The organism is Akkermansiaceae bacterium, assembly GCA_019634595.1.
GTDB lineage: Bacteria > Verrucomicrobiota > Verrucomicrobiia > Verrucomicrobiales > Akkermansiaceae > Luteolibacter.
The window spans coordinates 350,941-376,855 of sequence record JAHCBC010000003.1 but is presented as its reverse complement, the minus strand read 5'-3'; the positions used below and the strand labels follow the sequence as shown (position 1 = coordinate 376,855).

Genomic DNA, 25,915 nt, shown 5'->3' with positions numbered 1-25,915 from the left:
CCGGACGGTAATACAACCGAACCACGAAACCACGACCCATGAAATCCATCCGCCACTCCCTTCTGCTCGCCGTGTCACTGGCGGGCGCACTCCACGCCCAGGAGGCTCCGAAGCCCTCCGATCTCCGCTACTACTATCCACCCGCGAAGACGGATTCCAAGGAAGTCATCGAGGTGGATGTCTGCGTCTATGGCGGCACCTCCGGCGGGGTCACCGCGGCGGTGCAGGCGGCGCGCATGGGGAAGAAAGCCGTGCTTGTGGAGCTGGGCCGCCATGTGGGCGGCATGACGGCGGGTGGCCTGAGCCACACGGACGGCGGGCATCCTTCCATCACCGGTGGCCTTGCCGGTGAATTCTACAAGAAGATGGGCAAGCGGCGGGGCTTCCGTCCTTCCGAAGCGGAGAACGCCTATCTGGCCATGCTCAAGGAGGCGGGGGTGAAGGTGCTTTTCGAGCATCCGCTGAAGTCGGCGGAAAAGAACGGGAGCCGGATCACGGAGATCGTCATCGAGAACGGAACCCGCATCCGTGCGAAGCAGTTCATCGACGCGACGTATGAGGGCGACCTGATGGCGGCGGCGGGTGTTTCCTACACCGTCGGCCGCGAGAGCAACTCGCAGTATGGCGAAACCATCAACGGGGTGATCTACGGGCCGAAGGACAACTTCGACAAGCCGGTCGATCCCTACGTGAAACCCGGGGATCCTTCCAGCGGCCTGCTGCCGGGTATCACGAACGGGCCGCCCGGCAAGGTGGGGGAAGGGGACAAGCTCATGCAGGCCTACAATTTCCGCATGTGGCTGGAACCGGCGGAGAACGCCATCCCGTGGCCGAAGCCCGCGGGCTATGACGCGGGCCGCTACGCGCTGCTCGTCCGTTACATCGAGGCCGGTTGCCACCACACCCGCCTCCACCAGGGGGACAACAACAACCACCACATGTTCAACGGGGCCTACTCCACGGACAACATCGGCATGAACCACCGCTGGCCTGAGGCGGGCCACGCGGAGCGGGAGAAGATCTTCCAGGACCATGTGACCTACCAGCAGGGCCTGATGTATTTTCTGGCGAATGATCCGCAGGTGCCAGACGCCATCCGGGAGAAAGTGAAAGCGTGGGGGCTGCCGAAGGACGAGTTCACCGGCACCGGCGGCTGGCCGCACCAGTTGTACGTGAGGGAAGCCCGGCGGATGGTCTCCGACTATGTGATGACCCAGCACCACGGGCGCGGCGAGGTGGTCGCGGAGGACAGCATTTCCATCGCCTCCTACCAGATGGATTCCCATAACACCGCCCGCGTGGTGGTGGATGGCAAGGTGCAGAACGAGGGCCAGACCTACGAGAACGTCGCCCGTCCGCTGCCGCTTTCCTACAGGGCGATCACGCCGAAGGAGTCCGAGTGCACGAACCTGTCCGTCATCTTCTGTGTCTCCGCCTCCCACATCGGGCTGAGCACCCTGCGGATGGAGCCTGTGCTGATGATCACCGGCCAGTCCGCCGGAACCGCCGCCGCATTGGCCATCGACGAGGGATGCTCCCTCCAGAAGCTGCCCTATCCGAAGCTGCGCGACCGCCTGCTCGCTGACGGCCAGATCCTCGTCCCGCCGCCACCGAAGCCGAAGGAGGAGAAGAAGGCGAAATAAGCAGCGCCGCGCTGGATTTCAAAACCGCGAATGGACGCGAATAGGGTGATGGGATCGATTCTTCAGGAAAATGACTTCATTCGCGTTTGTTCGCGTCCATTTGCGGTTGGAAAAATGAGGTCGCGATGACCCTGCTTGTTTCATGGGCGGCGGTGGCGTACGTTTCCGCAACCCATGAGCAGCAACCCCGCGCAGAAGCACCTCCTCCACCTCGAGCTGGCGAAGCTGCTGGAGGCCGGGTTCGGCATCCGCCAGGCCATCGCCACCATCCTCAGGACAAAGCCTCCGGGCGACCAAGCGGCGCTGCTGGCCGGGGTGGACGCCTCCATCGCGGCGGGGAAATCCATTTCGGACGCCTTTTCCGCCGGCACCGGGGTGACGGACCTGGAGCGCAGCATCATCGGTGCAGGGGAGCGTGGCGGGCGCATGGCCCAGGCGTTCCGCCATCTGGCGGACTACTATGAAATGCTGGCCCGCACGCGCAGGCAGGCTGCGCGGGCCATGGTCCAGCCGCTGGTGCTCATCCACATGGGCGTGTTCCTCGCGGTCGTTCCGTTCGGGCTGATCGCCGGGAAGGGCTGGGGGGAAATTCTGTTGTCCGGTGCGGTCACGCTGGGTCTGCTTTACGGCGGCCTGATCGCCGTGTGGGTGCTGGTGCGCATGGCGCTGGCGGCGGCTCCGGGGAATGCGGCGGTGGATTCCCTCATCAACCGCATCCCCACCATCGGCGGGGCACGGCGGGCGATGGCGATGGCGCGCTTCACCCGCGTCTATCACACCGGGCTGCTGGCCGGGCTTTCCATGAGCGAGACGGTTTCCATCTCACTGGATGCCACGCAGAGCGGCGTCCTGCGGGAGGCGGGCAGGGATCTCCTCATCACCGCGGAGACGGGAGGCCCCCTCGGTCCCGTGTTCGCAAGGAATGACGCGTTCCCACCCGCGTTCGCCCGTTCCTATGAGACGGCGGAGGAAGCCGGTGGGCTGGACCATGATCTCGCCCGCTGGGCGAAATATTATCAGGAAGATGCCGTCCAACGCGTGCAGGTGGCGGCCGCCACCATCCCGAAGGTGATCTACGCCCTCATCCTCATCTTCGTGGCGTGGAAGATCATCAGCTTCTTCCTCGGCTACTACAGCTTGCTCGACCACATCGAGGACTACGGATCGGACCCGCCGGAGGAGTGAAAGCTGGTGCTCTCCCCTCCGCCGCGTATCCTCCGGCCATGGCGTTCGACAAATTCGGTCTCGATGTGGAAATCCTCCGGGGCATCCGGAAGGCGGGCTACACCCAGCCCACCCCCATCCAGGCGGCGGCCATCCCGCACGTCATGCGCGGCCGTGACGTCACCGCCATCGCCCAGACCGGGACCGGAAAGACCGCCGCATTCCTGCTGCCCATGCTGAACCGTTACCGCCTGCTGCATGTTGACGGGCAGCTCCGGGGCACGAAGGCGCTCATCCTGGCCCCCACCCGGGAGCTGGCCCTCCAGATCCACTCGAACATCCGCACCTTCAGCGAGCACCTGCCCATCCGCGCCGCCGCCATCTACGGAGGGGTGGAGGAGGAAGCCCAGTTGAAGGCACTCCGCAGAGGCGTCCACATCGTCATCGCCACGCCCGGACGCCTCATGCACCTGGCGAAGGAACTGCACCTGCATTTTTCCGAACTCGAGACCCTCGTGCTGGATGAGGCGGACCGCATGCTCGACATGGGGTTCCTGAAGGACATCGAGACCATCGTCGCCAACCTTCCGCCCCGGCGGCAGACACTCATGTTCTCCGCCACTTTCCCGAGGGAGATCGAGGGGCTTTCCCGCAGATTCCAGCATGAACCGAAGATGGTCCGCATCGGCGACCAGTCGAACCCCGCGGATACCGTCAGGCAGTCCATCTATGAGGTGCCGAACCATCTGAAGGGACCCATGCTGCTGGAGCTGCTGAAGCAGCCCGGCTTCACCAGGGTGCTGGTCTTCACCCGGATGAAGGACGGCGCGAACCGTGTTTTCGACCTGCTGCAGAAAGGGAGCGTCCAGGTGGCGAAGCTCCACTCCAGCCGCTCCCAGGAACAGCGCATCAAGGCGCTCCAGGATTTCAAGGACGGAAAGGTCCGCGTACTGGTGGCGACCGACATCGTTGGCCGCGGCATCGACATCGAGGGGGTGACCCATGTGGTGAACCATGATTTCCCGGTGAACCCGGAGGACTACATCCACCGCATCGGCCGGACGGGGCGCGCGGAGATGACGGGGGAGGCCATCAGCTTCGTGCCGCCGGGGGATCTCAATCTCCTCCACATCCTGGAGATGGCCATCGGCATGAAGCTACCGCGGAAGCGGCTGAAAAATTTCAACTACCACGCCCGCTCGCAACCTCCCGCCGCCGGTGAAAAGCCCGCGAAGCGCGACTGGCGGAAACGCACCCGCGACATGGAGGCGAAGAAAGCCGCCGCCGCGAAACCCGGTCACGCTGCCCCCGGAAAGTTCCGCAAGGAGACCAAACCCGGCGCGCCGAAGGCAAAGCCTGACACCGGAATGCAGTCTTCCCCGGGCAACGAAACTTCCGGACACCCTGCGCCGGACCGGCGGTCGGTAGACGGACCGTTTGCGAAATTCCGCAAGAAGAGGAGCTAGGAAGGCAAGGACTAAATCGGGGGAGAGAAGCCAGGGTTCCTACATTAGGGATGGGCAGTTCCCTGATCCCTGCATTTTTCAACCGCAGATGAACGGGATGTACGCAGATTAACGGAAAATTTCTGTTTTCATCTTACGCCTCGGACTTTTGTAACCGAAGTTGTCGGTTGGGGGGCGGGTTCCAGATCCATCCTGATATTCATCTGCGTCAATCCTGTTCATCTGCGGTTGGATTTCTCCCTAATGTAGGGACCCTGGGAGAGAAGCTGGCCTCAGGGGTCGAGTGTATGTACGTCGATGTGCTGAAAATCAATACCTTTCGGGCCGGTAGATGCATCCAGAGGTTGTTCGGGCACATTTCCGTATGGAGCCAATTGAGCGAACAGCGATAAATCTCCGGCCAGTGTTGCCGCATCAAATTCTCGCTCTCCGATCAGGCAATCGTTGCTGTAGACCTTCATTCGATTGCCATGCACGGATACTCTGAATCGATTCAGGGAACCGTCGGTGCGAATCATGCCCCTATTGATTTTCACGAAAGGTTCCGCCTGATAACCTCCGGATGCATCATAGTAGCCACTGCCCCAACCAGGCAGCTGAGCATGGCTCACAAAAGCCCGATATCCCGATCTCGCATTTGCACCTGTTCTGAAATTGAAAGCGATTCCGAATCCTACTTCTTTCTCAGGCATCCCGATCAAACAGTAACCCACAGTCGCCTCGAAATCCTTCGGTTGCTCGGCGAGGGGAATTAGGAAGGCAAATCCTTTGAGTGCATCAGGATGGGTCATGTCAAAAAATTGCTTCTCGGGTGGGATGGGGACGGAAACAATTGTGCGTTGATCTTCGGCTTTCGAGGCGTTGTCATCGGGTGCCAGAACAATCCTGTATCCCATGATAGAGGTGGCACCTTCACGGGCGAGTGGCCATCGCAGGTCGGTGCTTACACCGATATCGTCCGAGGATAACCAAGAACCTCCTCTCGCACATACCACACCCGTGTTCGAATGGTCGATCTCCGGGTGCCTCCGATAGACGTATGGATGGTTGAGACTCCTGTCATAGGGAGTGTCGCAGATTTCGGTGACGTTGCCTCCGAGATCAAAGATTCCCAGTGGATTTGGATCATATGAACCTACAGGTGCTGTTATTTCCGCCCCATCTCCGCTGGCTGAAGGGGTCTGTTCAAAGTTCAGTTTCAGGTTGCCGTAATTTCCCCGCCTGGAAGGAGAGATTTCGTAAGGATTCCACGGATAAATCGTATCCCCTGCCGCCAAGCTCCATTCCGAGTCCCTGATGACGCGATATCTGAAGCCCTCTGGAATGGTCTTTTGTTTTTTCTCCCTTGTGGTGAGCCAATCGCAGAATTTCGCCGCATCTGCCAGGCTGATGCCTACCACGGGATGGTTACCGTTTTGGTAGAATCCGGGGCTTTGCCAACTCCGGCCGAAATTCGCCCATTTCGCCGTCCCGTCCTTGTCGTCGGTTTCGTGGGTTTGCATCCGGGTCGTGATCGGATAGGTCCCCGAATCAGCGAAGATCCTGAAGTCGTCGACTCTCAGTTCCCAGATGCTGCAAAGAATCTGGGAGTCGGGTAGAACGACAAATCTCATCCCCAGGCTATTAACAAATGGCGCGGTTTTGTCATGGTTTGCAGGCTTGAAATGAGAGGCATTCCCGTTAGCTGACTTCGAAAAGTATGCGGCCGCCAGAGTTACGCCTACGGCGCAAGCGAGTAGCAAGGATCCTGCGACCAGCCGTTTTCTGCTTTTTCGGGGTGCTCTCCAACTTTTATCCAAGGCGACAGGAACGTCAGGGCTGTTACCTGTGTTTGGTTGAATTTGAGGTCGTACGGTTTCCTCTGGTGCAGGGCGGGGCCTGACGCCCAGCTTGTCCGGGAGAAGTTCGATCATTTCCCTCAGGTGTCGTTCGACATCTGCGAATGCTTCAGCCGGGTTGATCCAGCGTTTGTCTTCGACAGGTTTCACTTCGCTGGGAAGAGCCTGGAGGCAATACCACTGTTCTTTCTTCCAGCCGGGAGTTGTCCTGAGGAGGACGGGGACGATGACTGCTTTTCCTTCGTTCATCAGTTGCATCGCGATCGGAGCCTCCACGTTGCGGATGAACTCGGAGTCCAGAAAATTGTTGCTCACCAGAAAGATGATCACCTGTGAGGCCATCATTGCATCGGTGATGGACTTTTCCCAATGGTCGCCCGGTTGGATCTCGCCGTCCGTCCATTGCTCGATGATGCCCTGCCGCTGCATAACCCTGAGGTTAGTATCGAACTGCCTCTTGAGATCCGCATCATGATGCGCATAACTTACAAAGACTCTGGGAGGATTTGTGGATGACATGGATAAATGATTCGTCAGATCGGATGGTGTGTCATGAGCTGCGAGGCGGCAAGAAACATTCATGTCCATTGGGATTCTTGCTGGCATAGGATTGTCGGAGTTCAGAGGGGCATCTTTTGATGGCGAATCATCAGGGTTTCCTTATCAATTAAGGGATTGATCCCACCCGGGGGTGTGGGTTATACGCCTTGATCGTAACTCCCCCCGGTTATGAAATCACCCCTCGCCCTGCTGCTTGCCGCAGCTTGTTTCACCCCGCTTGCCTTGCAGGCGCAGAATGACGTCACCATCGGTGTGAGCCTCGACTCGCCGCTTGATGGAAACTACGAACTCACCGGCCAGTCCGCCTTCATGCAGTTTTATGCAGGTGGCATGAGCACCGGCGGGCAGTTGGACGGCATCATGTCCGGTTCCACCGGTCTCGGCTTCACGGAGGTTTTCTCCCCGCCGCCGCTGGAGGACTACGTTGCCTGGTCCTACTTCGGCAGGATCAATACCTATGACTCCGGCAACGCGCTCGTGGACCGGAGCTTCGTCATCGCGTTGCAGAGCGGTACCGGTGTCGGCCTGAAGGTGGAGGATCTCTTCGCCTACACCGAGTCGGAACTGGTGACCGCTTTCGATACCTACGACTCGCCCGAGTTCCTCGACATCCTCGTCGGAGGAAATGGCATCGATTCCGTGGCCATTTCGAAAGGGGCGTTCACCATCGCCCCGCTCGGTGCGGCTGGCAGCAAGCTGGATCTCATCGCCTTCATCGGTGGTCCGGGCGGCGATGTGGGCGTGAAGGTGGGGGAGATGTCGGTGGCGGTCGTCCCGGAACCGGGTCCGGCGGGCCTGCTGGGGATTCTCGGCGCCATCCTCCTGCTGCGCCGGCGGGCCTGAGCTTCTTCAGGAGCGTCGTGGTAACGCGCTTCCCTTTTCGGTGAGCCGATATTTCTGCAGCCGGCTGCGAGGCTTCGATGGAATGGCATATTCGATCCATCCCCCGGAAAGCGCCGGAGCCAGATAGTTCATCCGGAAGGTGGGACGGTGGGAAAGCCCCAGCCGCTCCATGCACTTCACCGCGCTCAGGGTGTCGCCGCCAATGGCGGAAAGGAGTGATCTGACTTGGTCGGTGACTTGGTCGGTGACTTGGTCGGTGGAGGAGATCTCGAGAAGCGCGGTCAGCAGAGCATCCAGCAGAAATTCAATGAATGCCGTGGAGTTTCCCGCCTTGTCGCACAGGGCAAGCACCCGGTAGTAGGCATCCTGGCGGTCCCGGATGACTGTTTCCACCGGTAGGTAGGCGAAGAGGGTATTCCAGCGGCTGAGGATCAGCGTTTGCCATAGCCGTCCCATGCGACCGTTGCCATCCACGAAGGGGTGGATGAACTCCAGTTCGTAGTGGAAAACGCAGCTCGCGACGAGGGGATGCGTGTCCGTCCGCTTGAGCCATCCGATGAGATCTTTTATCAGTCCCGGCACTCCTTCGGACGGTGGAGCCAGATGGACGATCTGCTTTCCTTGTGCGATTCCGACCGAACGCGTGCGGAACTTCCCTGCGTCGCCAGCCAAACCTCCGAGCAGCATCCGGTGGGCGGAGAGCAGATCCTTCACGGAGTGGGGACTCCACTCGTGCATTTCCTCATACGCGGCGAAAGCGTTCCGGACTTCGAGAATCTCACCTGGTGGGCCGAGAACCCGTCTGCCTGCCACCACTGCGGTGACCTGGTCCAGGGTGAGCGTGTTGTTTTCGATCGCCAAGGAGGCGTGGATGCTGCGGATGCGGTTCTGCCGCCGCAGCTTGGGGGCGATCCCGTTGCCCGGCATCCCACCCAGCCTGCCTACCTCCGCGGCGATCTCCGCGACCGCCGACAGGATGCCGGAAGTGATCACGAAAGGGGGTGAGTAGGAGGCGGCCATCGGACAGCAGGATGATGGCAGGATATCCCAAGGAAAGCACGATCATCCCGTGGAGTGCCGTTCTATCACGGAAGGTCGCCTCCCGTACTACCCAATCGGGTTCTTGCCAATAAATCCGGATGATTCCATTTTTCACCGATCCAGGGGCCGACCCCTCACCCGAAAAACCATTTCCCATTCATGAAACTTCCATCCGGATTCCTTTCCACCCTCGCTGCGGTCGCCCTGCTCGGATCAGCGGCCTTTGGTGCCAACCTCGTGTCGAACGGGGACTTTGAGAAATCAGGGGAGGGGGAGTGGCCGGCGGATTGGGCGAAGCCGGGTGCGGGCGGCACTTGGGAAAAGGAAGACGCGAACCGTTTCCTCCGTCTTGCCAGCCCCGCTCCGGGCACGAACGTGATGCTCTACCAGGAATACAAGATCCCGGAAGGCACCCGCGCGCTGGAGTTGAAGTGGAAGCAGCGGGTGACCGGCCTGAAGGTGGGCAAGCAGAAGTGGTTCGACGCCCGGATCATGCTGGAATTTTCAAATGCGGAACGCCTGAAGGTTGCCGGCACCCCCTCTGCCCCCGCCACCAACCGCGACACCGACGGCTGGGTGGAGAAAAGCACCTCCTTTCTCGTCCCGCAGGATGCGGTCTACCTGAAGTTCATGCCCGCCCTGTTCCAGGCGGAGGCAGGCACCTTCGATCTGGACGACATCTCCATCGAGAAAACCGATCCGAAGCCCCTGGAGGAAGAAAAGAAGGCGAAGGATGAGGAACGCGCCCGCAAGGCCGCCGAAACCGCCGCGAAGCGCCAGGCAAAGGCAGCCGAGTTGCTGGCCGCCACGGGCAACCTCATCACCAACGGCGACTTCCAGACGGAATCAAAAGGCAAAGCCGGCGGCCCGGAGGGCTGGGGCGTGCTGAAGGGTGACAAGGAATGGAGCCAGGAGGGCGCGAACCGCTACGCCACGATGAAGTCCCCCGCGCCTGACAGGATGGTCTCCCTCTACCGCACGGTGGACGTCCCGGCGGATGTGAAGGCGCTGGAGCTTTCCTGGAAGCAGCGCGTCACCGGCCTGAAGAAGGGCAAGATGCCGTGGTTCGACGCGCGCATCATGATGGAGTGGCATGACGCCGGTGGCAAAAAGATCGGCACTCCGCCGCCAGCCCCCACCCAGAAGGACACCGATGGCTGGGTGGAGCGCAACAAGAGCTTCCTGGTGCCGGAGGGTGCCGTCACCCTTGTCCTGATGCCGTCCCTGTTCCAGGTCACCACCGGAACCTTCGACATCGACGACATGGTCCTCAAGCCGACCGATCCGGAGATCCTCTACGCCCAGCAGCGGGCGAATGAGGAGGCGGAGCGCATGCGCCACGTGGATTTCGAGGAGCCGAAGAAGGACAAGTGGCCGCAGCCGCTCAAAGTGGTGGGCAACCGCCTGCATGATCCCTCCGGAAAGGAAGTCTGGCTCCAGGGCGTGAACCCCGGCGGTCTGGAAACCCTGCCGCATGATAAGCAGGTGCTGAAAAGCACGGTGGTCGCGCTCGACGAATGGAAGGCCAACTGCCTGCGCCTGCCGATGAACGAGATGTTCTGGTTCGGCCGCAGCCCCATGCAGAAGGACGGTGGCAAGGAATACCGCGAGCGCATCGACCAGATCATCACCCTCACCGCCAACCGCGGTGGCTACCTGGTGCTGGACCTCCACCGCTTCCGCGCTCCGAAGCAGGAGCACGCGGACTTCTGGAAGGACGCCGCCGAGCGTTACAAGGATCACCCGGCGGTCATCTTCGATCTCTTCAACGAGCCATACGGCATCGACTGGAAGGTCTGGCGGGATGGCGGCTTCGTCGCCAACCAGGGCAAGATCACGGATGAGTCCGCCTTCCTTTCCGAAGAGGAGAAGAAGAAGAACCAGGGCTTTGAATCCGTGGGCATGCAGGCCCTGCTGGACGCCGTCCGCAGCACCGGCGCGAAGAACCTCGTCGTCGTCGGCGGACTCACCTGGTCCAGCGACCTGCGCGGCATCGTCGATGGCTACGCGCTGGATGACCGCGGTGGCAACGGCATCATCTACGGCTGGCACATCTACAACTGGCACAAGGACTGGGAGAAGCTCATGCTGGCCGTCTCGGAAAAGCATCCCATCCTCGTCGGTGAGGTCGGTGCTGACACCAAGATCCTCGACTTCATCCCCAAGGAAGCCCAGGAGGCACCGGAAACCTGGGTGCCGGATATGCTCGGCTTCATCCAGAAGCACAAGCTGAACTGGACCGGCTGGTGCTTCCACCCCGGGGCCTCACCGGTCATGATCTCCGACTGGAAATACACCCCCACCCCTTGGGGTGCCATGGCGAAGGAAGCCCTCGCAGGGAAGCAGTTCGAGCTGAAGCGCACGCGCTGAGTCGCGGAGGAGGAAACGGCGGTGGCAGATGGTGATTCGTCCTCCGCCGTCACCGGAAAATACGGTGGAGAGTGGTTTCAGAACCACCTCCGCCTTTTTGTTTGCCATGGGCTGTTTTCCCGCCGGAATTGAATGAGATTCCGTTGCGTATGGCATTCATTCCTTGGTGGGCGTTCGCTCTGGCCCACCGGACCCTTGTATTTAAGGGAAATTAACCGATCGGGGAATTGTCCTCATTATTACGGTTTTTTGAAAAATTTGACGCGATGATTGAACGAGTGCGCGGGAAGGCTGTCGAAACAGCCGAGACCTATGAAATCACTCCTGACTTCCTGCGTTTCCCCCCACGCTTCCTGCCACTACCGCATCGAGTCCGAAAGGAACATGCACATCGAGGAATACACCGGAAAGGTGGGCTTGGACGACCTGAGAAGTCTGGCCTCCGTCATGGAGGAGGATCCCGAATGCCAGGAGTCGAACAACCGTCTCGTTGACCTGAGCGGTGCGGATCTGGAACTGAGCAGTGACGAGGTGCTGCGGTATGCCCTCATCATGCGCTCCGGAAAGTCCCGGCCGGTTGGCTGGCATGCGTTTGCGGTGAAGGATGCCGCCGCGTTTTCCCTGGTCCGGATGCTTTCCCATTGGGCGCGCGTCAGCGACCGTTGCCGGATCTTCTCGTCCCGGGATGAGGCGGAGCGGTGGCTGGAGGTGAACTCCCCCGCCGTGGTGGCTTCCGTCCCCGCCGTTTCCGTGGCTTGAGCGCGGTAAAAGGATCGACTTGCCGGTGGACCTTCCTATCAGTGGGGGTCTGATGCATTCCCCTGAAGTCGCGCCACCGTCACCCCTGCTCCTCCGGATTCCGGAGGTATTCGCGGATCTCGTTCCTGAGATCCTGGACGGGTTGGCCGTGCAGCCCATCAAGCGGATGGGGGCGGAGTATTTCCTGGTGAACGCGGGACTGACGGACATCCGGAGTTCGGCGTATGGGAAATTCGTCAGATGGTGCCTCCCGGTCGAGCATGGCTGGCCGTGCAATCCGGAGAAGATGACCGGCTTCGTCGAGAAGGCGGCGCAGGGGCTTTTCAAAAAATTCGGGGATCGCAAGCCCCAGGCGATCCTTGCCGGCCAGCTCGACCCGAGCGCCTCCGGCCGCTACTACAAGACGCTGGCGTCGAACCTGCGTGGGCGCACCCTCCAGGTGTTTCCCTCCATGGACATCGGCTCGGCGGAGGAACAACACTCGGGCCGGGCGACCTTGTTCTGCCTTGTCGGAAAGGATGGGCTGTTTTCCGGCATGATTTCGCCGAAGGCCGCGAACGGCTTCCACCCCGGCGGGACGAAATACATCTCACAGAACGCGGAGGACACCATCAGCCGGGCCGGGGCGAAGATCGCGGAGGCGCTGCACTACCTCCGCCTCTACCTGCCGGAACTTCCGGCGGGCGGGCGGTGGCTGGAACTGGGAGCCAGTCCCGGTGGCATGACGTCGGAGCTGTTGAAGCGTGGATTCCATGTCACCGCCGTGGACCGCGCCGCCCTCGATCCCCGGCTGGCGAATGCCAGGAATCTGGAGTTCCTGCGGCGGGATGTCTCCACCTTCGTGCCGGAAAAAGGCTCCTCCTACGACGCCATCCTGTCCGACATGAACGGAAAGCCGCGCGACGCCTTCCAGCAGGTCGCCCGTCTGTCCGTGTTCCTCAAGCCGGGAGGGATCGTGGTTTTCACCCTGAAAACGACTGCCGTGGGATCCGCCGCCGCCATCAATGACCTGCACCTCGCCGTCCTGAAAGATGCGGAGGAAGCGGGACTCACACCCGTGGCCTGCACCCATCTCACTTATAACAGGCAGGAATTCACCCTGTTCTTCCGCAGGAGGAATGCGTGAATTTTTTTACAGCACGTTGAATAATCCGTGCGAGCTTCCGTCATAGATGTTGTAACCCAACTGAAAGGCCATGAAATCAATCATTCTCAAAACCGTCGCGGTTCTCACCGCCGTCATCGCCACCACCTCCTGCATGACGACCTATGACGCGTACGGACGTCCCGTGCAGTCCGTGGACCCAGCCGCCGCCACCGCAGGCGTCGTGGCCGCCGGGGTGCTGGGATACGCCGTCGCCAACAGAAACAACGACCGTCACCACCACCACCACTACGACCGTGGCTACTACCGTCCGCGCCACCGCGGACACTACTACCGCTGATCTTTCCCGACGCGAAAAGCGAAATCCCGGAGGAGCACATCCTCCGGGATTTTTCGCGTAAGGGGTGTCCATCCTCCTTACCTGAGATTCACCCAGGTCGCCCCCCATGATCCGGCATCCGCTTCCGCCGGGTATTGGTAGGAGGCCACCCCGGGGATCTTGGGCAGCAGACGGTGGACCGTTTCACGCAGGGTGCCCGTGCCTTTGCCATGGATGACGCGGACGCGGGAGATCCCCCGCGCCCGGCATTCGTGGAAATACTCCGGCAGCAGGTCCTTGATCTCGGATGGCCGGAACGTGTGCAGGTCCAGCTCCGGGGTGATGGGGATTTCGATGGGATCTTCCTCGTCCATGGCGGTGTCAGTCACTGGCACCTTCGAACGGACCACGCTGTTCGACAATGATGGAGTCGTCCGGCATGAGGATGAGATTCTTGTTCTCCGTTTTCCGGAAATCGAGGGCCATGGTCTTGCCATTCCGGATCAGGCGGATGTTGCGGCTGCCGAACTCATTCCGGTCACCTGCCGCCTGGATGGCCTGGAGCAGCGTCATGTTCTGGCGGAAGGCCACCGGGCCGGAGCGTCTGACCTGGCCACCCACGCTGACGATCGCTTCCTGGCCTTTCTGGTCCGCACCGCGGACGATCTCCACGTCGATGGCCGGTGTTTGATAGACACCCGCCGTGATGTAGGCTCGCTCCGCCGCCGCGGCAATCTGTTCCGGCTCCATGCCGGATACGGGGAGGCGGGCCGTCAGGAAAGGGAGACGCAGGCCGCCGGCACCCACGCGGTAGGCTCCGTTGACTTTTTCCTGCTCCACGGCGGGGATGCCGCGGACGGTGACCTGGATGGAATCGCCTTCCTTCACTCCGGCGTGGAGCAGGCAGGGCGCGAGCGGGAGGAGGCAGGCGAGGTATCGTGCTTTCATGGTGGAATCCCTTAAATCGCATTAACTTTGCATTGCAAAGTAAAAAGGGAAAGAAAAAGCCGGATGGTCTCCCACCCGGCTTTTTCAGATGATTCAGCGAACGTGCGCTGGAAGGGATGGCTTAGAAGCCGCCCATTCCGCCCATTCCGCCGCCGTGGTCGTGACCGTGGCCACCACCCGCGGCTTCCTTCTCAGGAAGGTCGGTGATGAGGGCTTCGGTGGTGAGCAGGAGGCCGGCGATGGACGCGGCGTTCTGCAGGGCGGAGCGCGTCACCTTGGTAGGATCGACCACGCCGGAGGCGATGAGGTCTTCATACTTGTCGGTGGCGACGTTGTAGCCGTGACCTTCCTTGTTGGTCTTCACGTTGGAGACGATCAGCGCGCCTTCGCGGCCTGCGTTGGCGGCCAGCTGGCGGAGAGGAGCCTCCACGGCACGGGCGATGATGCCTGCGCCGGTGAGTTCGTCACCTTCCAGCGGCAGATCGCCGACGGCGGCCTGCGCACGGATGAGGGCGGTGCCACCGCCAGGAACGATGCCTTCCTCGACGGCCGCGCGGGTCGCGTGGAGGGCGTCTTCGACGCGGGCTTTCTTTTCCTTCATCTCGGTCTCGGTGGCGGCACCGACGTTGATGACGGCCACACCGCCTGCGAGCTTGGCGAGGCGCTCCTGGAGCTTCTCGCGGTCGTAGTCGCTGGTGGTGTCTTCGATCTGCTTGCGGATCTGGTTCACGCGGCCGGTGATGCCGTCGGAAGAACCGCCGCCTTCAACGATGACGGTGTTCTCCTTGCTGATGACGACGCGCTTGGCTTCGCCGAGGTCGCTGAGTTCGACGGACTCCAGCTTGATGCCGAGGTCTTCCGTGATCACGCGGCCACCGGTGAGGACGGCGATGTCTTCCAGCATGGCCTTGCGGCGGTCGCCGAAGCCAGGAGCCTTGACGGCGGCGATGTTGAGGATGCCGCGGAGCTTGTTGACGACGAGGGTCGCGAGGGCTTCGCCTTCGACGTCTTCGGCGATGATGAGCAGCGGACGGCCGGTCTTGGCGACCTTCTCAAGGAGGGGAAGCATGTCCTTCAGGGAGGAGATCTTCTTCTCGTTGATGAGGATGTAGGCGCTCTCGAGGAGGGCTTCCATGGACTCAGGGTTGGTCACGAAGTATGGGGACAGGTAGCCCTTGTCGAACTGCATGCCTTCGACCACGTCGAGGGTGGTCTCGATGCCCTTGGCTTCTTCCACGGTGATGGTGCCGTCCTTGCCGACCTTGTCCATCGCCTCGGCGATGATGTTGCCGATTTCGGTGTCCCAGTTGGCGGAAACGGTGGCGACCTGTGCGATTTCCTTGGTGTCGGAGACAGCCTTGGAGATCTGCTTGAGCTGGGCGACGATGGCCTCGGTGGCCTTCTGGATGCCGCGCTGCAGGGAGATCGGGTTGGCACCGGCGGTCACGTTGCGGAGGCCTTCCTTGTAGATGGCTTCGGCGAGCACGGTCGCGGTGGTGGTGCCGTCACCGGCGATGTCGGAGGTCTTGCTGGAGACCTCGCGGATGAGCTGGGCGCCCATGTTCTCGTAAGGGCACTCGAGCTCGATTTCCTTGGCGACGGAAACGCCGTCCTTGGTGATGGTCGGGGAGCCGAATTTCTTGTCGAGGATGACGTTGCGGCCGGCTGGTCCGAGGGTTGCCTTCACGGCACGGGCGAGTTTCTCGACACCGCGGAGAAGGGCCTGGCGGGCTGCTTCGTCGAATTGGAGTTGTTTGGCCATGGTGATAAAAAGTTATTGGATATTCGTGATTGGATAATTGGGTGGCGGGTATCCGGGTGGCTCATGGTTTGGGGATAACCCCAATTTCCAATTTCCCATCCCGAATGTCCCGTTGGCGTCAGCCAACGATGCCGAGGATGTCGTTTTCGGAGATGATGAGGACTTCCTGTCCGTCGAGCTTCACTTCGGTGCCGCCGTACTTGGAGATGAGGACCTTGTCGCCGACTTTCACGGTGAACTCGATGAGCTTGCCGTCTTCGTCGCGGCCGCCGGTGCCGAGGCTGAGGACTTCAGCTTCCTGCGGCTTCTCTTTGGCGGTGTCCGGAAGGACGATGCCACCGGCGCTGATGGCGTCGGCTTCGATGCGCTTGACGAGGACACGTTGTCCCAGGGGTTTGATGTTGGCCATATGGTCTGTGTATTCTGGTTTGGTTTGTTGTGAGAAAGCCGCCCCTCCCTTTTCGGAGAGGGGCGGAAAGTGTGTCGGTTCGGAAAAAGGAATCAATCTACGACTTCGGCATCTACGACCTTACCTTTCGCCTGCTTCGGCTCGTTGGAGGCCTGCTCGTCACCGGCGGGTTCGACGTCCGGTTGGGCGGCACCCGCGCCGGCCTGCTGGGCGGCTTGGGAGAGGGCCTGCAGGGAACCTTCGAGGTCGGCGACGGCGGAGTTGATGCGGTCGAGGTCGTCGCTGGAGATCGCGTCCTTCACGGCCTGGACCTTGCCTTCGAGAATGGACTTGAGTTCGGCGGGCGCGTTGTCGCCCAGTTCGCCGAGCTGCTTCTCGACCTGGAAGACGAGGTTGTCCGCCTTGTTCTTGGCATCGACTTTCTCGACGCGCTTGCGGTCTTCCTCGGCGTAGGCCTCGGCGTCCTGCTTGGCCTTCTCGATCTCGTCCTTGGAAAGGCCGGAGGATCCCTGGATGGAGATCTTCTGCTCCTTGCCGGACTGCTTGTCCTTCGCGGAAACGTGGAGGATGCCGTTGGAGTCGATGTCGAAGGTCACTTCGATCTGAGGCTCACCGCGGCGAGCCGGGGCGATGCCATCGAGCTTGAAGTTGCCGAGCTTCTTGTTGTCCGCGAACATCTTCCGTTCGCCTTGGCAGATCTGGATGTCCACAGCGGGCTGGTTGTCAGCGGCGGTGGAGAACACCTGCGAGGTCTTCTTCGGGATGGTCGTGTTGCGCTCGATCATCGCGGTGGCGATGCCGCCCATGGTCTCGATGGAGAGGGTGAGCGGAGTGACGTCGAGAAGGAGGACGTCCTTCACGTCACCGCGGAGCACACCGCCCTGAATGGAGGCACCGATGGCGACGACCTCGTCCGGGTTCACGCCCTGATGCGGGGTCTGGCCTGCCAGTTCCTTGGCGGTTTCCACCACCTTCGGCATGCGGGTCATACCACCGACGAGGACCAGTTCATCAATGTCGCTGGCGGAAACACCGGCTTCCTTGAGGCAATCGCGGACGGGCTTCTTGGTGCGCTCGAAAAGGCTGTCGGTCAGTTGCTCCAGCTTCGACCGGGTGAGGGTGAGCTGGATGTGCTTCGGGCCGGTGGCGTCCGCCGTGATGAACGGCAGGTTGATGTCGTAGGACTGGCTGGAGGAAAGGGCGATCTTCGCTTTCTCCGCCTCTTCCTTGATCCGTTGCAGCGCGTCCGGCTGGCCGGAAAGGTCGATGCCCTGGTCCTTCTTGAACTCACCGGCGATCCAGGAGATCAGGGTGTTGTCCCAGTCGTCACCGCCGAGCTGGGTGTCGCCATCCGTGGCGAGCACCTCGAAGACGCCTTCGCTGATCTCGAGGACGGAAATGTCGAACGTGCCACCGCCGAGGTCATACACGGCGATTTTCTCGTCGGCCTTCTTGTCCAAACCGTAGGCGAGCGCGGCTGCGGTCGGCTCGTTGATGATGCGGAGGACTTCCAGACCGGCGATCTCACCGGCGGCCTTGGTGGCGTTCCGCTGGGAGTCGTTGAAATAGGCGGGCACCGTGATGACGGCCTGCTTGATGGATTCGCCCAGCTTCGCTTCGGCGTCGGCCTTCAGCTTGCCGAGGACCATGGCGGCGATCTCCTGCGGGGAGTAGGTCTTTTTCTCGCCGTTCACTTCCACCTGGATGTGGGCGTCGCCGTTGGCAGCCGCAACGATGGTGTAGGGCATGCGCTTGTCCGCCTCGGTCAGCTCGCTGAACTTGCGGCCGATCAGGCGCTTGGCGGAGAAGATGGTGTTCTTCGGGTTGGTGACGGCCTGGCGCTTGGCGGCCTGGCCGACGAGGCGTTCGCCGTTCTTCGCGAAGGCGACGACGGAAGGGGTGGTGCGTGCGCCCTCGGAGTTCTCCAGCACGGTTGGCTCACCGCCATCCATGACGGCCATACACGAGTTGGTGGTTCCGAGGTCGATTCCGAGAATTTTTGACATAAGTGGGTTCCTTTCGATTGGTCCCATGCACGGGCACGGGGAAATGATGATGCCAGCCTTTCGCAGGGAACATGCCACGGGTGCTGTGGGTTTCCTAAGTCATTGGATTTCAGGTGGAAATCAAGAAAGTAATTCATCCCGTTTTCTAACAGAAACACCTAATTTGCGCCAAAGTGACGCAGTGAGGGTGGTCGCTTTGTCGCGCTGGACGGGATGTCCCACCAGTCGGCGGATTGGGTCCGGGCGCCCTTTCCGATTTCAAATCTTGTATCCGGGGCGGTGGGGTATTTAGAATGTCCGGACGTTGATGCGAGCTGAACCTTTCCGATGGATTGCCCGCGGAGAACCGTTTCACACCATCGGAAGCGGTTCCTCCGCTGAATTTCCCGCGATCCTGGAGCACCTCATCCTCCAGCGCGGATTGCCCGTCGGAGACCGGCTGGAAAGTTTCCTCCGCCCCCGTCTGGCGGATCTGGCGGATCCTTTCCTCATTCCCGGCATGCGTGCCGCCGTGGAGCGCATCCTGCTGGCGGTGGACCGGGGGGAGCAGGTGTGCATCTTCGGCGACTATGACGTGGATGGGGTGACCTCCATCGCCATCATGCGGCGCATCCTCCGCAGCTACGGGCTGGAGCCGCGTCATTTCATCCCGCGGCGGGGATCGGAGGGCTACGGGCTGAACCGGGCGGCGCTGGAGCGCTGCATGCGGGAGGGGCCGAAACCGGACCTGCTCATCGCGGTGGACTGCGGGACCGTCTCCGTCGCGGAAGTCGCGGAGCTGAATGAAAAAGGTGTGGATGTGGTCATCGTGGACCATCATGAACCCGCCGAGGAACTGCCAGCGGCGGTGGCGGTGGTGAACCCGAAGCGCGGCGATGATTTCACCTACCTCTGTGCCGCCGGTGTCGCGTTCAAGGTGGGCCATGCCCTGCTGAAGACGCGGCAGGTTTCACTCGATCTCAAGGAACTGCTGGATCTGGTGGCGGTCGCCACCATCGCGGACATCGTGCCGATGGTGGGGGAAAACCGGCTGCTGGTGCGCCACGGCCTGCGCCACCTGCCCGGAACGCTCAATCCCGGCCTGCGCGCGTTGCAGGAGGTGACGGGCATGAACGGCCACGCCACCTCCATGGACGTCGGCTTCCGCATCGGCCCCCGGCTGAATGCCGCCGGGCGGATGGATGTGCCGGAGGACGCGCTGGAAACCCTCATCACCGACTGCCGGCGGCTGGCCATGGACCTGGCGCTGAAGCTGGATGACTACAACCGCGCCCGGCAGGAGCATGAAAACCTCATTCGCAGGCAGGCGCTGGAGCATCTTCAGAGAGACTTCGTTCCGAACCGGGACCCGGTCATCGTGATCGGCTCGCGGGAGTGGCATCCGGGGGTGGTCGGCATCGTCGCGTCGCGGCTGATGCGGCAGTATCACAAGCCGACCTTCGTCATCGCCATCGACGGTGACGGCATTGGGAAAGGCTCCGGCCGCAGCATCGAGGGCGTGTCCCTGGTGGAGGCGATCCGTGCCTGTGGTGACGACCTGCTGGCAGGCGGTGGCCACGCGATGGCGGCTGGCCTTTCCATCGAGGAAGCGCGGCTTCCTTCCTTCCGCGACCGCTTCGCCGAATACGTGCGGCGGAACACGAACGAGGATCAACTGAAGCCGACGCTCTACTATGATGCGGAGATCAGCTTCGGCCAGCTCTGCCTGGAGTTCATGGACAGCTATGACCTGCTCCAGCCCTTCGGCAACGGGAACCCGCAGCCGGTGTTCATTTCACGGGGCATCTCCCTCAGCCGTCCGCCGGTGCGGATGAAAAACCAGCACCTGCGCTTCATGCTCCGCCAGGGCTACCATGAGCAGGATGCCGTGTTCTTCGGCGGTGGGGAAAAGGCGCTGCCGGACCCACCGTGGGATGTGGCATTCACCATCGACCGCAATACGTTCCGCGGCAGGACGACGCTCCAGTTGATCGTCCAGGATGTCCGTGGGGCCGTACCGGTTTGAGATTCCCCGCGGTCTGACTGATAAGCGGTGCGAATCGGTCGAAAAGAGGCAAACGCCGTGGTGACAGATGGTGTATTGATGGGCCATGAGCATGACCGACAGGAGAAACTTCATCAAGGCGACCGCCGCCGCTTCCGCCGCCTTCACCTTCCTGCCGCGCCATGCGTCCGGCGCACCGCGCAAGCTGGGGCCGGATGACAAGGTGAACGTGGCCATCATCGGCACCGGCGGCCAGGGCCGTTCGGACATGCGCCAGCTCCTGAAGCTGGATGACGTGCGCATCATCGCCATCGCGGACCCCGCGGATTCCTTCAGCCTGGATGCCTTTTACTACAAGGGCATGGGCGGTCGGCTGCCGGTGAAGAAAGAGATCGAGGCCCACTACCAGAAGGCGGATCCGGCGTTCCGTTGCGCGGACTACGTGGACTTCCGCGAGATGCTGGAGAAGGAAAAGGACATCGACGCGGTGCTGGTGGCCACGCCGGACCACCTGCATGCCTATGTCTCCGCCTACGCCATGCGCGCGGGCAAGCACGTCTACTGCCAGAAGCCACTCACCCATAACATCTGGGAGGCCCGCCACGTGGCAAAGGTAGCGCAGGAGACCGGTGTCGCCACCCAGCTCGGCAGCCAGGGCCACTCATCCGACGGCACCCGCGAGACCATCGAGCTGATCCAGGACGGAGCCATCGGCGCGATCCGTGAAGTCCATGCGTGGGCAGGCACCGGCAGGTGGAACCCGGGTCTGAAAGGCGCGCCGCAGGGAGGTGCTCCGGTGCCCGCCGGGCTGAACTGGGACCTGTGGCTGGGGCCGTGCGAGGAGCGTCCGTTCGATCCCGCGTATTTCCCGGTGGCCTGGCGTGATTTCTGGGCCTTCGGCACCGTGGGTATCGGTGACATCGGCTGCCATGACCTGAACAGCGCGGTGCGCGCGCTGGATCTCCAGCTTCCTTCCAGGATCGAAGGCTCCGGCGCGGGCGGCATGAATGCCGATATCGGGCCGTATGGCTCAATCGTGAATTTCGAGTTCGATGCGAAGGGAGACCGGCCGCCGGTGAAGCTCACCTGGTATGATGGCGGCCTCATGCCGGTGACCCACCCGCTGATGGAAGGCGTGAAGTTGCCGGGCAGGGGCTGTGTCTACATCGGTGAGAAGGGCATCATCTGGGCTGCTGGCAATGGCGGCCCGCCGAATCTCATCCTGTCGGAAAAAGGCGCCACCCATCCGAAGCCCGCGGCCCGCATCAAGCGGCTGCCCGGCGGCCACTACCGGAACTGGATCGACGCCTGCAAGGGCACCGAGGAAGCCTACAGCCCGTTCGGCTTCGGCGCGCATCTCACGGAGATCCTGCTGCTGGGCGTGCTCTCCCTGCGCATGCAGAAGACCATCCACTGGGACGCGGCGGAGATGAAAGCCAAAGGGATGCCGGAAGCGGACAAGTTCATCCGCGAAAGCATCCGCAAGGGCTGGGAGATCGTGTGATGAGGCGAGCGTGGCTGCTGCGTCCCGCAGCAGGCCGTGGCATCGGCGTCCCGCCGATGTCGTTTTGGGCAGGGACGATTTTCCAAGCCGTCCGGCGGCGAGGGTGTCCCATCATCCCGTGATTCCGATCCCCTGGTGGCCTTGTACGGTTTTTCCAAATGGCCCCGGGGTCTCCAACAGACATCCAACTGATCGATCCATGAACTTTCCCGGGGGATTTTCCCTCCCGCAGGCGTTGGTGGTGGCAGATGACAAAAGGGAGAATAGGGATCGGGGCGTGCGTGTTGGTCGTGGCGATGTTGGGGGGCGGAGGCATCTTTCTGATGCCGGATGAATCGGGATCTCATCGGGAGGTGGGGCGGTCGCAGGCATCGGGTGACAGGGCTGGGGGATCAACCCGGAGCCGCCGGGAAAGGCCCGCTCCGCCGAAGGTGGGAATCACCCCCGCCGAAGCGAGGGAGCGATTGGTGGTGGCCCGGGGCATCGAAGACATCCGGTCGCGTGCGGCGGCATCCCGGGAGGTGATCGCGGCGCTGTGTGCGGCTGGTCATGCGGAGGAGGCGTGGGCATTGATCGAGAGTGAGCCGGGGCAGGTGCGCAGCCATCAACTGGAAGTGTTCTTCCATCATGCCAAGCTGGCGGATCAGGCGCTCTATGAAAAGCTGCTGGCGTTGTCGCCGCAGGAGATGTCCGCAGGGATGCGCGGGCTGTGCCAGCGTCACCGGCCGGAGGAACTGGCGGCATATCTGACCTCGCCGGGTTTCAAAGACTTCTTCGTCAGACTGGAAGCGGCCGGCTTCACGAAGAACGGACTGGCCACCACGCTTTCCCCGCTGCTGCAGCTCCATGTGCATGACGCCGCCACCGGGGATGTGGCGGGGCAGCGCACGCGGATGGAAGCGGTGGCGGATCTCTACGGAAAGGGCCTGCTGACCCCGGAAGTGATGGTGGCGGTTCTCAAGAACGGGAACCTGATGAACATCGCCGCGAGGGTGGATGCGATGCAGCGCATCCCTGACCTGGGTGATGGCCGGAATGCGTTGCAGACCTACCGGCGCTCACTCATGTCAGCGTGGGTGAAGAGGGATCCGGAGGCGGCGCTGGCCGCCGCGCGGGCAGGCCCGCAGCCGCTGATGGACCTGAGCAATACCTTCAGCTCATGGGCGAAAATCGATGGTGCCGCTGCGGCGGACTGGTATGCGGCGAATGCCGGTTCATTGGCCTGGGAACACAGGGACGCCGCGGCGATGGGCGGCTTCGCCGTTTCCGTGGACCTCGGCGACTACGATGCCGCACGGGAATGGATCCTCCAGATCTCGAAGTCGGAGCGGAGGGACTACCTGTCGAAATATCTGGCGACGCGGGAGGGAGGGAAGTGAGCGGTTCCGCTGATTCTTCACCGTTGTGGATTACCGTGCGGGCGAAATAAATTCCGAATCATGTTGCTTATCCCATCCTCCGGTCATAAGCGTGAGGCTTGATCGTCAGCGGCAAGTCCGTCCGGTCTAGCTTGACCGGTTCTGTAACGCAAAGTCCCCGCCAAGTCATAGGAATGCGTTAAACGAAAGAAATATAGATATGGATATTTATGTGGGCAACCTGCCCTATTCCGCCAAAGAAGCTGATATTTACGAAATCTTCGCTCCTTTTGGTGATGTGCAATCGGTGAAAATCATCACCGACCGCGACACCGGATCCTCCAAGGGATTCGCCTTCGTGACCCTCGCGGACCAGTCCCGTGTGGACGAAGCGGTGAAAGCACTGCATGACAGCGATTTCCAAGGCCGCGCCCTGCGCGTGAACCCATCGGAACCCCGTCAATCCGCACCACGTAGTGGTGGCGGCGGTTACGGTGGTGGCGGCGGTTACGGTGGTGGTGGAAACCGCGGCGGTGGCTACAAAGGCGGCGGCGGTGGCGGCGGTGGCTACAAAGGCGGCGGTGGCAACCGTGGCGGTGGCGGCGGCAGCCGTGGCGGCTACGGCGGAGGCTGGTAAGCCTTCCGCAAGGTCAACACCTTGATTTCATGGACCGGTGTCTCCTCGCGGGACACCGGCTTTTTGTTCTCGCTGGTGAGCGGAGAAGAACTGAGGCGGAGGGGAGGACGCGGAATAGACAGGAGAGCGCGGGCAGGGATGCCATTCCATGGCGTCCGGTGGGGGAGAGCCATCATCATGTTCCGGTTCCGCAACCCGCGGACGTTTTCTTGGAAGTCCGGGATTGGAGGATGATGAATCATCCATACAGGCTGACGCCATCGACTGCCGTCTTACGGCGCTTCCGCCAGCTTCGCCCAATCCCGTTCCGGCTGGAAGCCTTGGGAAATGAGGAAGCGACGGAGCGTGCCGAGGAGTTGCTTGGGCGGGAGGCGGTCGCTGCCATCCCAGGTGATGTCCCCGCACTGGAAGCAGATGCGCAGGGTGCTGGTGGTGTTTCCTTTGTTGCGGAATTGGATGATGTGATGATCAAGGAAGGCGCAGCGGGTGCGGTTATCTTCAGTTCGCGCGTCCAACGAGCGGATGGAGCTTTCCAAAAATGAAGCGGCAGCGGGTGGGAGGTCTGCCTGGCGATAAATGCGGCGTGGCTTTCTGAAAGCTGCCTTTCTTTCCGGACCAAGGAAGTCCATGGGATGCGATTGCTCGATGATCCTTACGGTATCCGCGCCGCGGATGGCATCCGCCAACTGGTCCCGGTAGGACGTCATGCCCTGGGATGACGGCCGCACTGGTTCATGGAAGCCGCATGCTGTGATCAACAGAGGAATGACCAACAGAATGAAGAGTCGCGGCATGGAGGGACCAGAGTCGGGTGAGGGGTTATGGAAGCAGCCGCTTCTTGAAGCGGTAGCCCGTCTTGTCATACCCCAGCCGGGTGTAGAATTCGTGGGCGTCATCACGCTGGAGACCACTGTGGAGGCGGACGTCCTCGATGCCGCGGGACCGGAGGCCGTCCTCCGCGGCGGCGATGAGCGCCTTGCCGATGCCTTTCCGCCGGTGGCCCTCCGCGACGGACAGGGCGAGGATCCAGCCGACGGGGATGGAGTATTCATAGACCGGCAGGACGATGACACCGATGAAGCCGACGACCCGGCCATCCACCTCCGCGACGAGCGTATGGTAGTAGTCCGCAGACATGGAGCGCATGCGTTCCGCGACCTGCTCCGGGGTGGAAGGGTAGCCGAGATCCGCCATCAGGGCGGACATGTCACCGGTGTCTGCGGCTGCGAACGGGCGGATGATGGCGGACATGGCAGGACACCTCAGTCAGGGGAAACGGCGGATTTCCTCAGCGACCGGATCTCCGCGGCCGCCTTGGCGATGCGTTCCTGGGCTTCCGCGATCTTCTCCTGTTCCCTGCTGATCCACTGGTTGATCCGGTTGCCGTGCCTGAGGCCGGCATAGATCCGGGATGGGCGGCGGTTGACGTTGACGCGGGATTTCACATCGTCCTGTTCCTCGACCTTGCCTTGCTCGAACGCCTTCGTCGCGCGCTCGGACTGGCGATGGATCTCCTTTTTCGCCGCGTCGATCTGCCGATAGGTACGTTCGATGAAATTCTCCAGATAGGTGATGCGCCTGCCTGCGTCCGCGTCCCGGGGTTCCAGCATGGCCTCGAAGGCGGTGTGGCGCATTTCCTCCGGGAGTGCGGCGTCCAGTATGGCGGGATCGGAAAGGGCTTTTTCAATGGCTTTGTCGGCGGCCTCGCGGTTGGCCTCCACCATGCCCCGCGCGACCTCCCGGTCATGGGCGGCGGCGTCTTCCTTTTCCTTGCGCAGTTGCTCGGCGGCGGCTCCGGGTTTCACCTGGAACTTGTCGGCCAGCTCCCGCGGCAGCCGGTTGAACGGAACGCGGGCGGTGCCCGCATCATGGGTGATCTTGAGTCCGACGGCATCCGCGCCGACGACCTTCGCGTTCTCATACACCTTGTGGTCGCGGGTGGTGAGGGTGCCCAGCTCCATGGGCAGTTCCACCGCCCCGGCGGGTAGCATGGCCAGCGCGCCCGCGAGGAGCAGCGGAAGCCTCCAGGATCGAACGAGGGATGGATGGGATGGTATGATGAGGTGGAAAGCTTTGCAGTGAGTATGGACGCTCCCCGCCCCGGAGGACAGGAAATAGTCACCCGTGGCGGGAGACCGGTCGTCGTACTCTGAAGTTGAGCTTGGCAGGAGGGGGGATCGCGGAGTGCCATGGGGTCC

22 protein-coding genes are annotated in these 25,915 nt (G+C 61.9%); 12 read left to right on the top strand and 10 right to left on the bottom strand.

The window, feature by feature from the left end:
* The first annotated feature begins 38 nt into the window (after positions 1-38).
* The 3 genes from KF712_12255 to KF712_12245 all read left to right on the top strand — a co-directional run bounded on the left by KF712_12255 (position 39) and on the right by KF712_12245 (position 4,273).
* Complete coding sequence (locus KF712_12255; GenBank protein MBX3741759.1) at positions 39-1,643, top strand: FAD-dependent oxidoreductase; 1,605 nt, start codon at positions 39-41, stop codon at positions 1,641-1,643.
* 174 nt (positions 1,644-1,817) lie between these two features.
* Complete coding sequence (locus KF712_12250; GenBank protein MBX3741758.1) at positions 1,818-2,828, top strand: type II secretion system F family protein; 1,011 nt, start codon at positions 1,818-1,820, stop codon at positions 2,826-2,828.
* A gap of 38 nt (positions 2,829-2,866) precedes the next feature.
* The gene (locus tag KF712_12245) at positions 2,867-4,273 is read left to right on the top strand and encodes a DEAD/DEAH box helicase (protein MBX3741757.1); all 1,407 of its coding nucleotides are present in this window, start codon (positions 2,867-2,869) and stop codon (positions 4,271-4,273) included.
* Between the two features lie 272 nt (positions 4,274-4,545).
* On the opposite strand, the gene KF712_12240 is transcribed toward KF712_12245, so the two are convergent.
* On the bottom strand, positions 4,546-6,717 hold the full coding sequence (locus KF712_12240; protein MBX3741756.1) for an SUMF1/EgtB/PvdO family nonheme iron enzyme: 2,172 nt from the start codon (positions 6,715-6,717) through the stop codon (positions 4,546-4,548).
* 123 nt (positions 6,718-6,840) lie between these two features.
* Between KF712_12240 and KF712_12235 the strand changes: the two genes are divergently transcribed.
* Positions 6,841-7,515 carry a PEP-CTERM sorting domain-containing protein gene (locus tag KF712_12235; GenBank protein ID MBX3741755.1) on the top strand — a complete coding sequence of 225 codons (675 nt, stop codon included), beginning with the start codon at positions 6,841-6,843 and terminating at the stop codon, positions 7,513-7,515.
* Between the two features lie 6 nt (positions 7,516-7,521).
* Here the strand turns inward: KF712_12235 and KF712_12230 are convergent, their stop codons facing one another.
* A complete protein-coding gene (locus tag KF712_12230; protein ID MBX3741754.1) occupies positions 7,522-8,535 on the bottom strand; it encodes a Fic family protein in 1,014 nt (337 codons plus the stop codon).
* Between the two features lie 180 nt (positions 8,536-8,715).
* On the opposite strand from KF712_12230, the gene KF712_12225 reads away from it, so the two are divergent.
* The 4 genes from KF712_12225 (at position 8,716) to KF712_12210 (ending at position 13,130) form a co-directional block, all read left to right on the top strand.
* Complete coding sequence (locus KF712_12225) at positions 8,716-10,926, top strand: cellulase family glycosylhydrolase (protein ID MBX3741753.1); 2,211 nt, start codon at positions 8,716-8,718, stop codon at positions 10,924-10,926.
* A 312-nt stretch (positions 10,927-11,238) separates the two neighbouring features.
* Entirely contained in the window at positions 11,239-11,685 is a 447-nt protein-coding gene (locus tag KF712_12220; protein MBX3741752.1) for a hypothetical protein, read from the top strand.
* Between the two features lie 52 nt (positions 11,686-11,737).
* Positions 11,738-12,811 (top strand): class I SAM-dependent methyltransferase, encoded by a 1,074-nt coding sequence (locus tag KF712_12215; GenBank protein ID MBX3741751.1) that lies wholly within the window; start codon positions 11,738-11,740, stop codon positions 12,809-12,811.
* Positions 12,812-12,881: 70 nt separating this feature from the next.
* On the top strand, positions 12,882-13,130 hold the full coding sequence (locus tag KF712_12210) for a hypothetical protein (protein MBX3741750.1): 249 nt from the start codon (positions 12,882-12,884) through the stop codon (positions 13,128-13,130).
* A gap of 77 nt (positions 13,131-13,207) precedes the next feature.
* On the opposite strand, the gene KF712_12205 is transcribed toward KF712_12210, so the two are convergent.
* The 5 genes from KF712_12205 to dnaK all read right to left on the bottom strand — a co-directional run bounded on the left by KF712_12205 (position 13,208) and on the right by dnaK (position 18,234).
* Positions 13,208-13,483 carry a Smr/MutS family protein gene (locus KF712_12205; protein MBX3741749.1) on the bottom strand — a complete coding sequence of 92 codons (276 nt, stop codon included), beginning with the start codon at positions 13,481-13,483 and terminating at the stop codon, positions 13,208-13,210.
* A gap of 7 nt (positions 13,484-13,490) precedes the next feature.
* Entirely contained in the window at positions 13,491-14,057 is a 567-nt protein-coding gene (locus KF712_12200) for an SLBB domain-containing protein (GenBank protein ID MBX3741748.1), read from the bottom strand.
* A 121-nt stretch (positions 14,058-14,178) separates the two neighbouring features.
* Positions 14,179-15,819: a chaperonin GroEL gene (gene groL / locus KF712_12195; GenBank protein ID MBX3741747.1), complete on the bottom strand. Its 1,641-nt coding sequence runs from the start codon at positions 15,817-15,819 to the stop codon at positions 14,179-14,181.
* A 118-nt stretch (positions 15,820-15,937) separates the two neighbouring features.
* Complete coding sequence (locus KF712_12190; GenBank protein ID MBX3741746.1) at positions 15,938-16,228, bottom strand: co-chaperone GroES; 291 nt, start codon at positions 16,226-16,228, stop codon at positions 15,938-15,940.
* Between the two features lie 92 nt (positions 16,229-16,320).
* Positions 16,321-18,234 carry a molecular chaperone DnaK gene (dnaK, locus tag KF712_12185; protein MBX3741745.1) on the bottom strand — a complete coding sequence of 638 codons (1,914 nt, stop codon included), beginning with the start codon at positions 18,232-18,234 and terminating at the stop codon, positions 16,321-16,323.
* A 307-nt stretch (positions 18,235-18,541) separates the two neighbouring features.
* Here dnaK and recJ point away from each other — a divergent pair, with 307 nt between their 5' ends.
* From recJ to KF712_12165, 4 genes are all read left to right on the top strand, one after another.
* On the top strand, positions 18,542-20,239 hold the full coding sequence (gene recJ, locus KF712_12180) for a single-stranded-DNA-specific exonuclease RecJ (GenBank protein ID MBX3741744.1): 1,698 nt from the start codon (positions 18,542-18,544) through the stop codon (positions 20,237-20,239).
* 85 nt (positions 20,240-20,324) lie between these two features.
* Complete coding sequence (locus KF712_12175) at positions 20,325-21,722, top strand: Gfo/Idh/MocA family oxidoreductase (protein ID MBX3741743.1); 1,398 nt, start codon at positions 20,325-20,327, stop codon at positions 21,720-21,722.
* A 431-nt stretch (positions 21,723-22,153) separates the two neighbouring features.
* Positions 22,154-23,101 (top strand): hypothetical protein, encoded by a 948-nt coding sequence (locus KF712_12170; GenBank protein MBX3741742.1) that lies wholly within the window; start codon positions 22,154-22,156, stop codon positions 23,099-23,101.
* 193 nt (positions 23,102-23,294) lie between these two features.
* Complete coding sequence (locus tag KF712_12165; GenBank protein MBX3741741.1) at positions 23,295-23,717, top strand: RNA-binding protein; 423 nt, start codon at positions 23,295-23,297, stop codon at positions 23,715-23,717.
* Positions 23,718-23,989: 272 nt separating this feature from the next.
* On the opposite strand, the gene KF712_12160 is transcribed toward KF712_12165, so the two are convergent.
* The 3 genes from KF712_12160 to KF712_12150 all read right to left on the bottom strand — a co-directional run bounded on the left by KF712_12160 (position 23,990) and on the right by KF712_12150 (position 25,708).
* Complete coding sequence (locus tag KF712_12160) at positions 23,990-24,424, bottom strand: hypothetical protein (protein ID MBX3741740.1); 435 nt, start codon at positions 24,422-24,424, stop codon at positions 23,990-23,992.
* Between the two features lie 112 nt (positions 24,425-24,536).
* Positions 24,537-24,968: a GNAT family N-acetyltransferase gene (locus tag KF712_12155; GenBank protein ID MBX3741739.1), complete on the bottom strand. Its 432-nt coding sequence runs from the start codon at positions 24,966-24,968 to the stop codon at positions 24,537-24,539.
* Between the two features lie 11 nt (positions 24,969-24,979).
* Positions 24,980-25,708, bottom strand: a complete 729-nt coding sequence (locus KF712_12150) for a hypothetical protein (GenBank protein ID MBX3741738.1) — start codon at positions 25,706-25,708, stop codon at positions 24,980-24,982.
* Positions 25,709-25,915 lie beyond the last annotated feature (207 nt).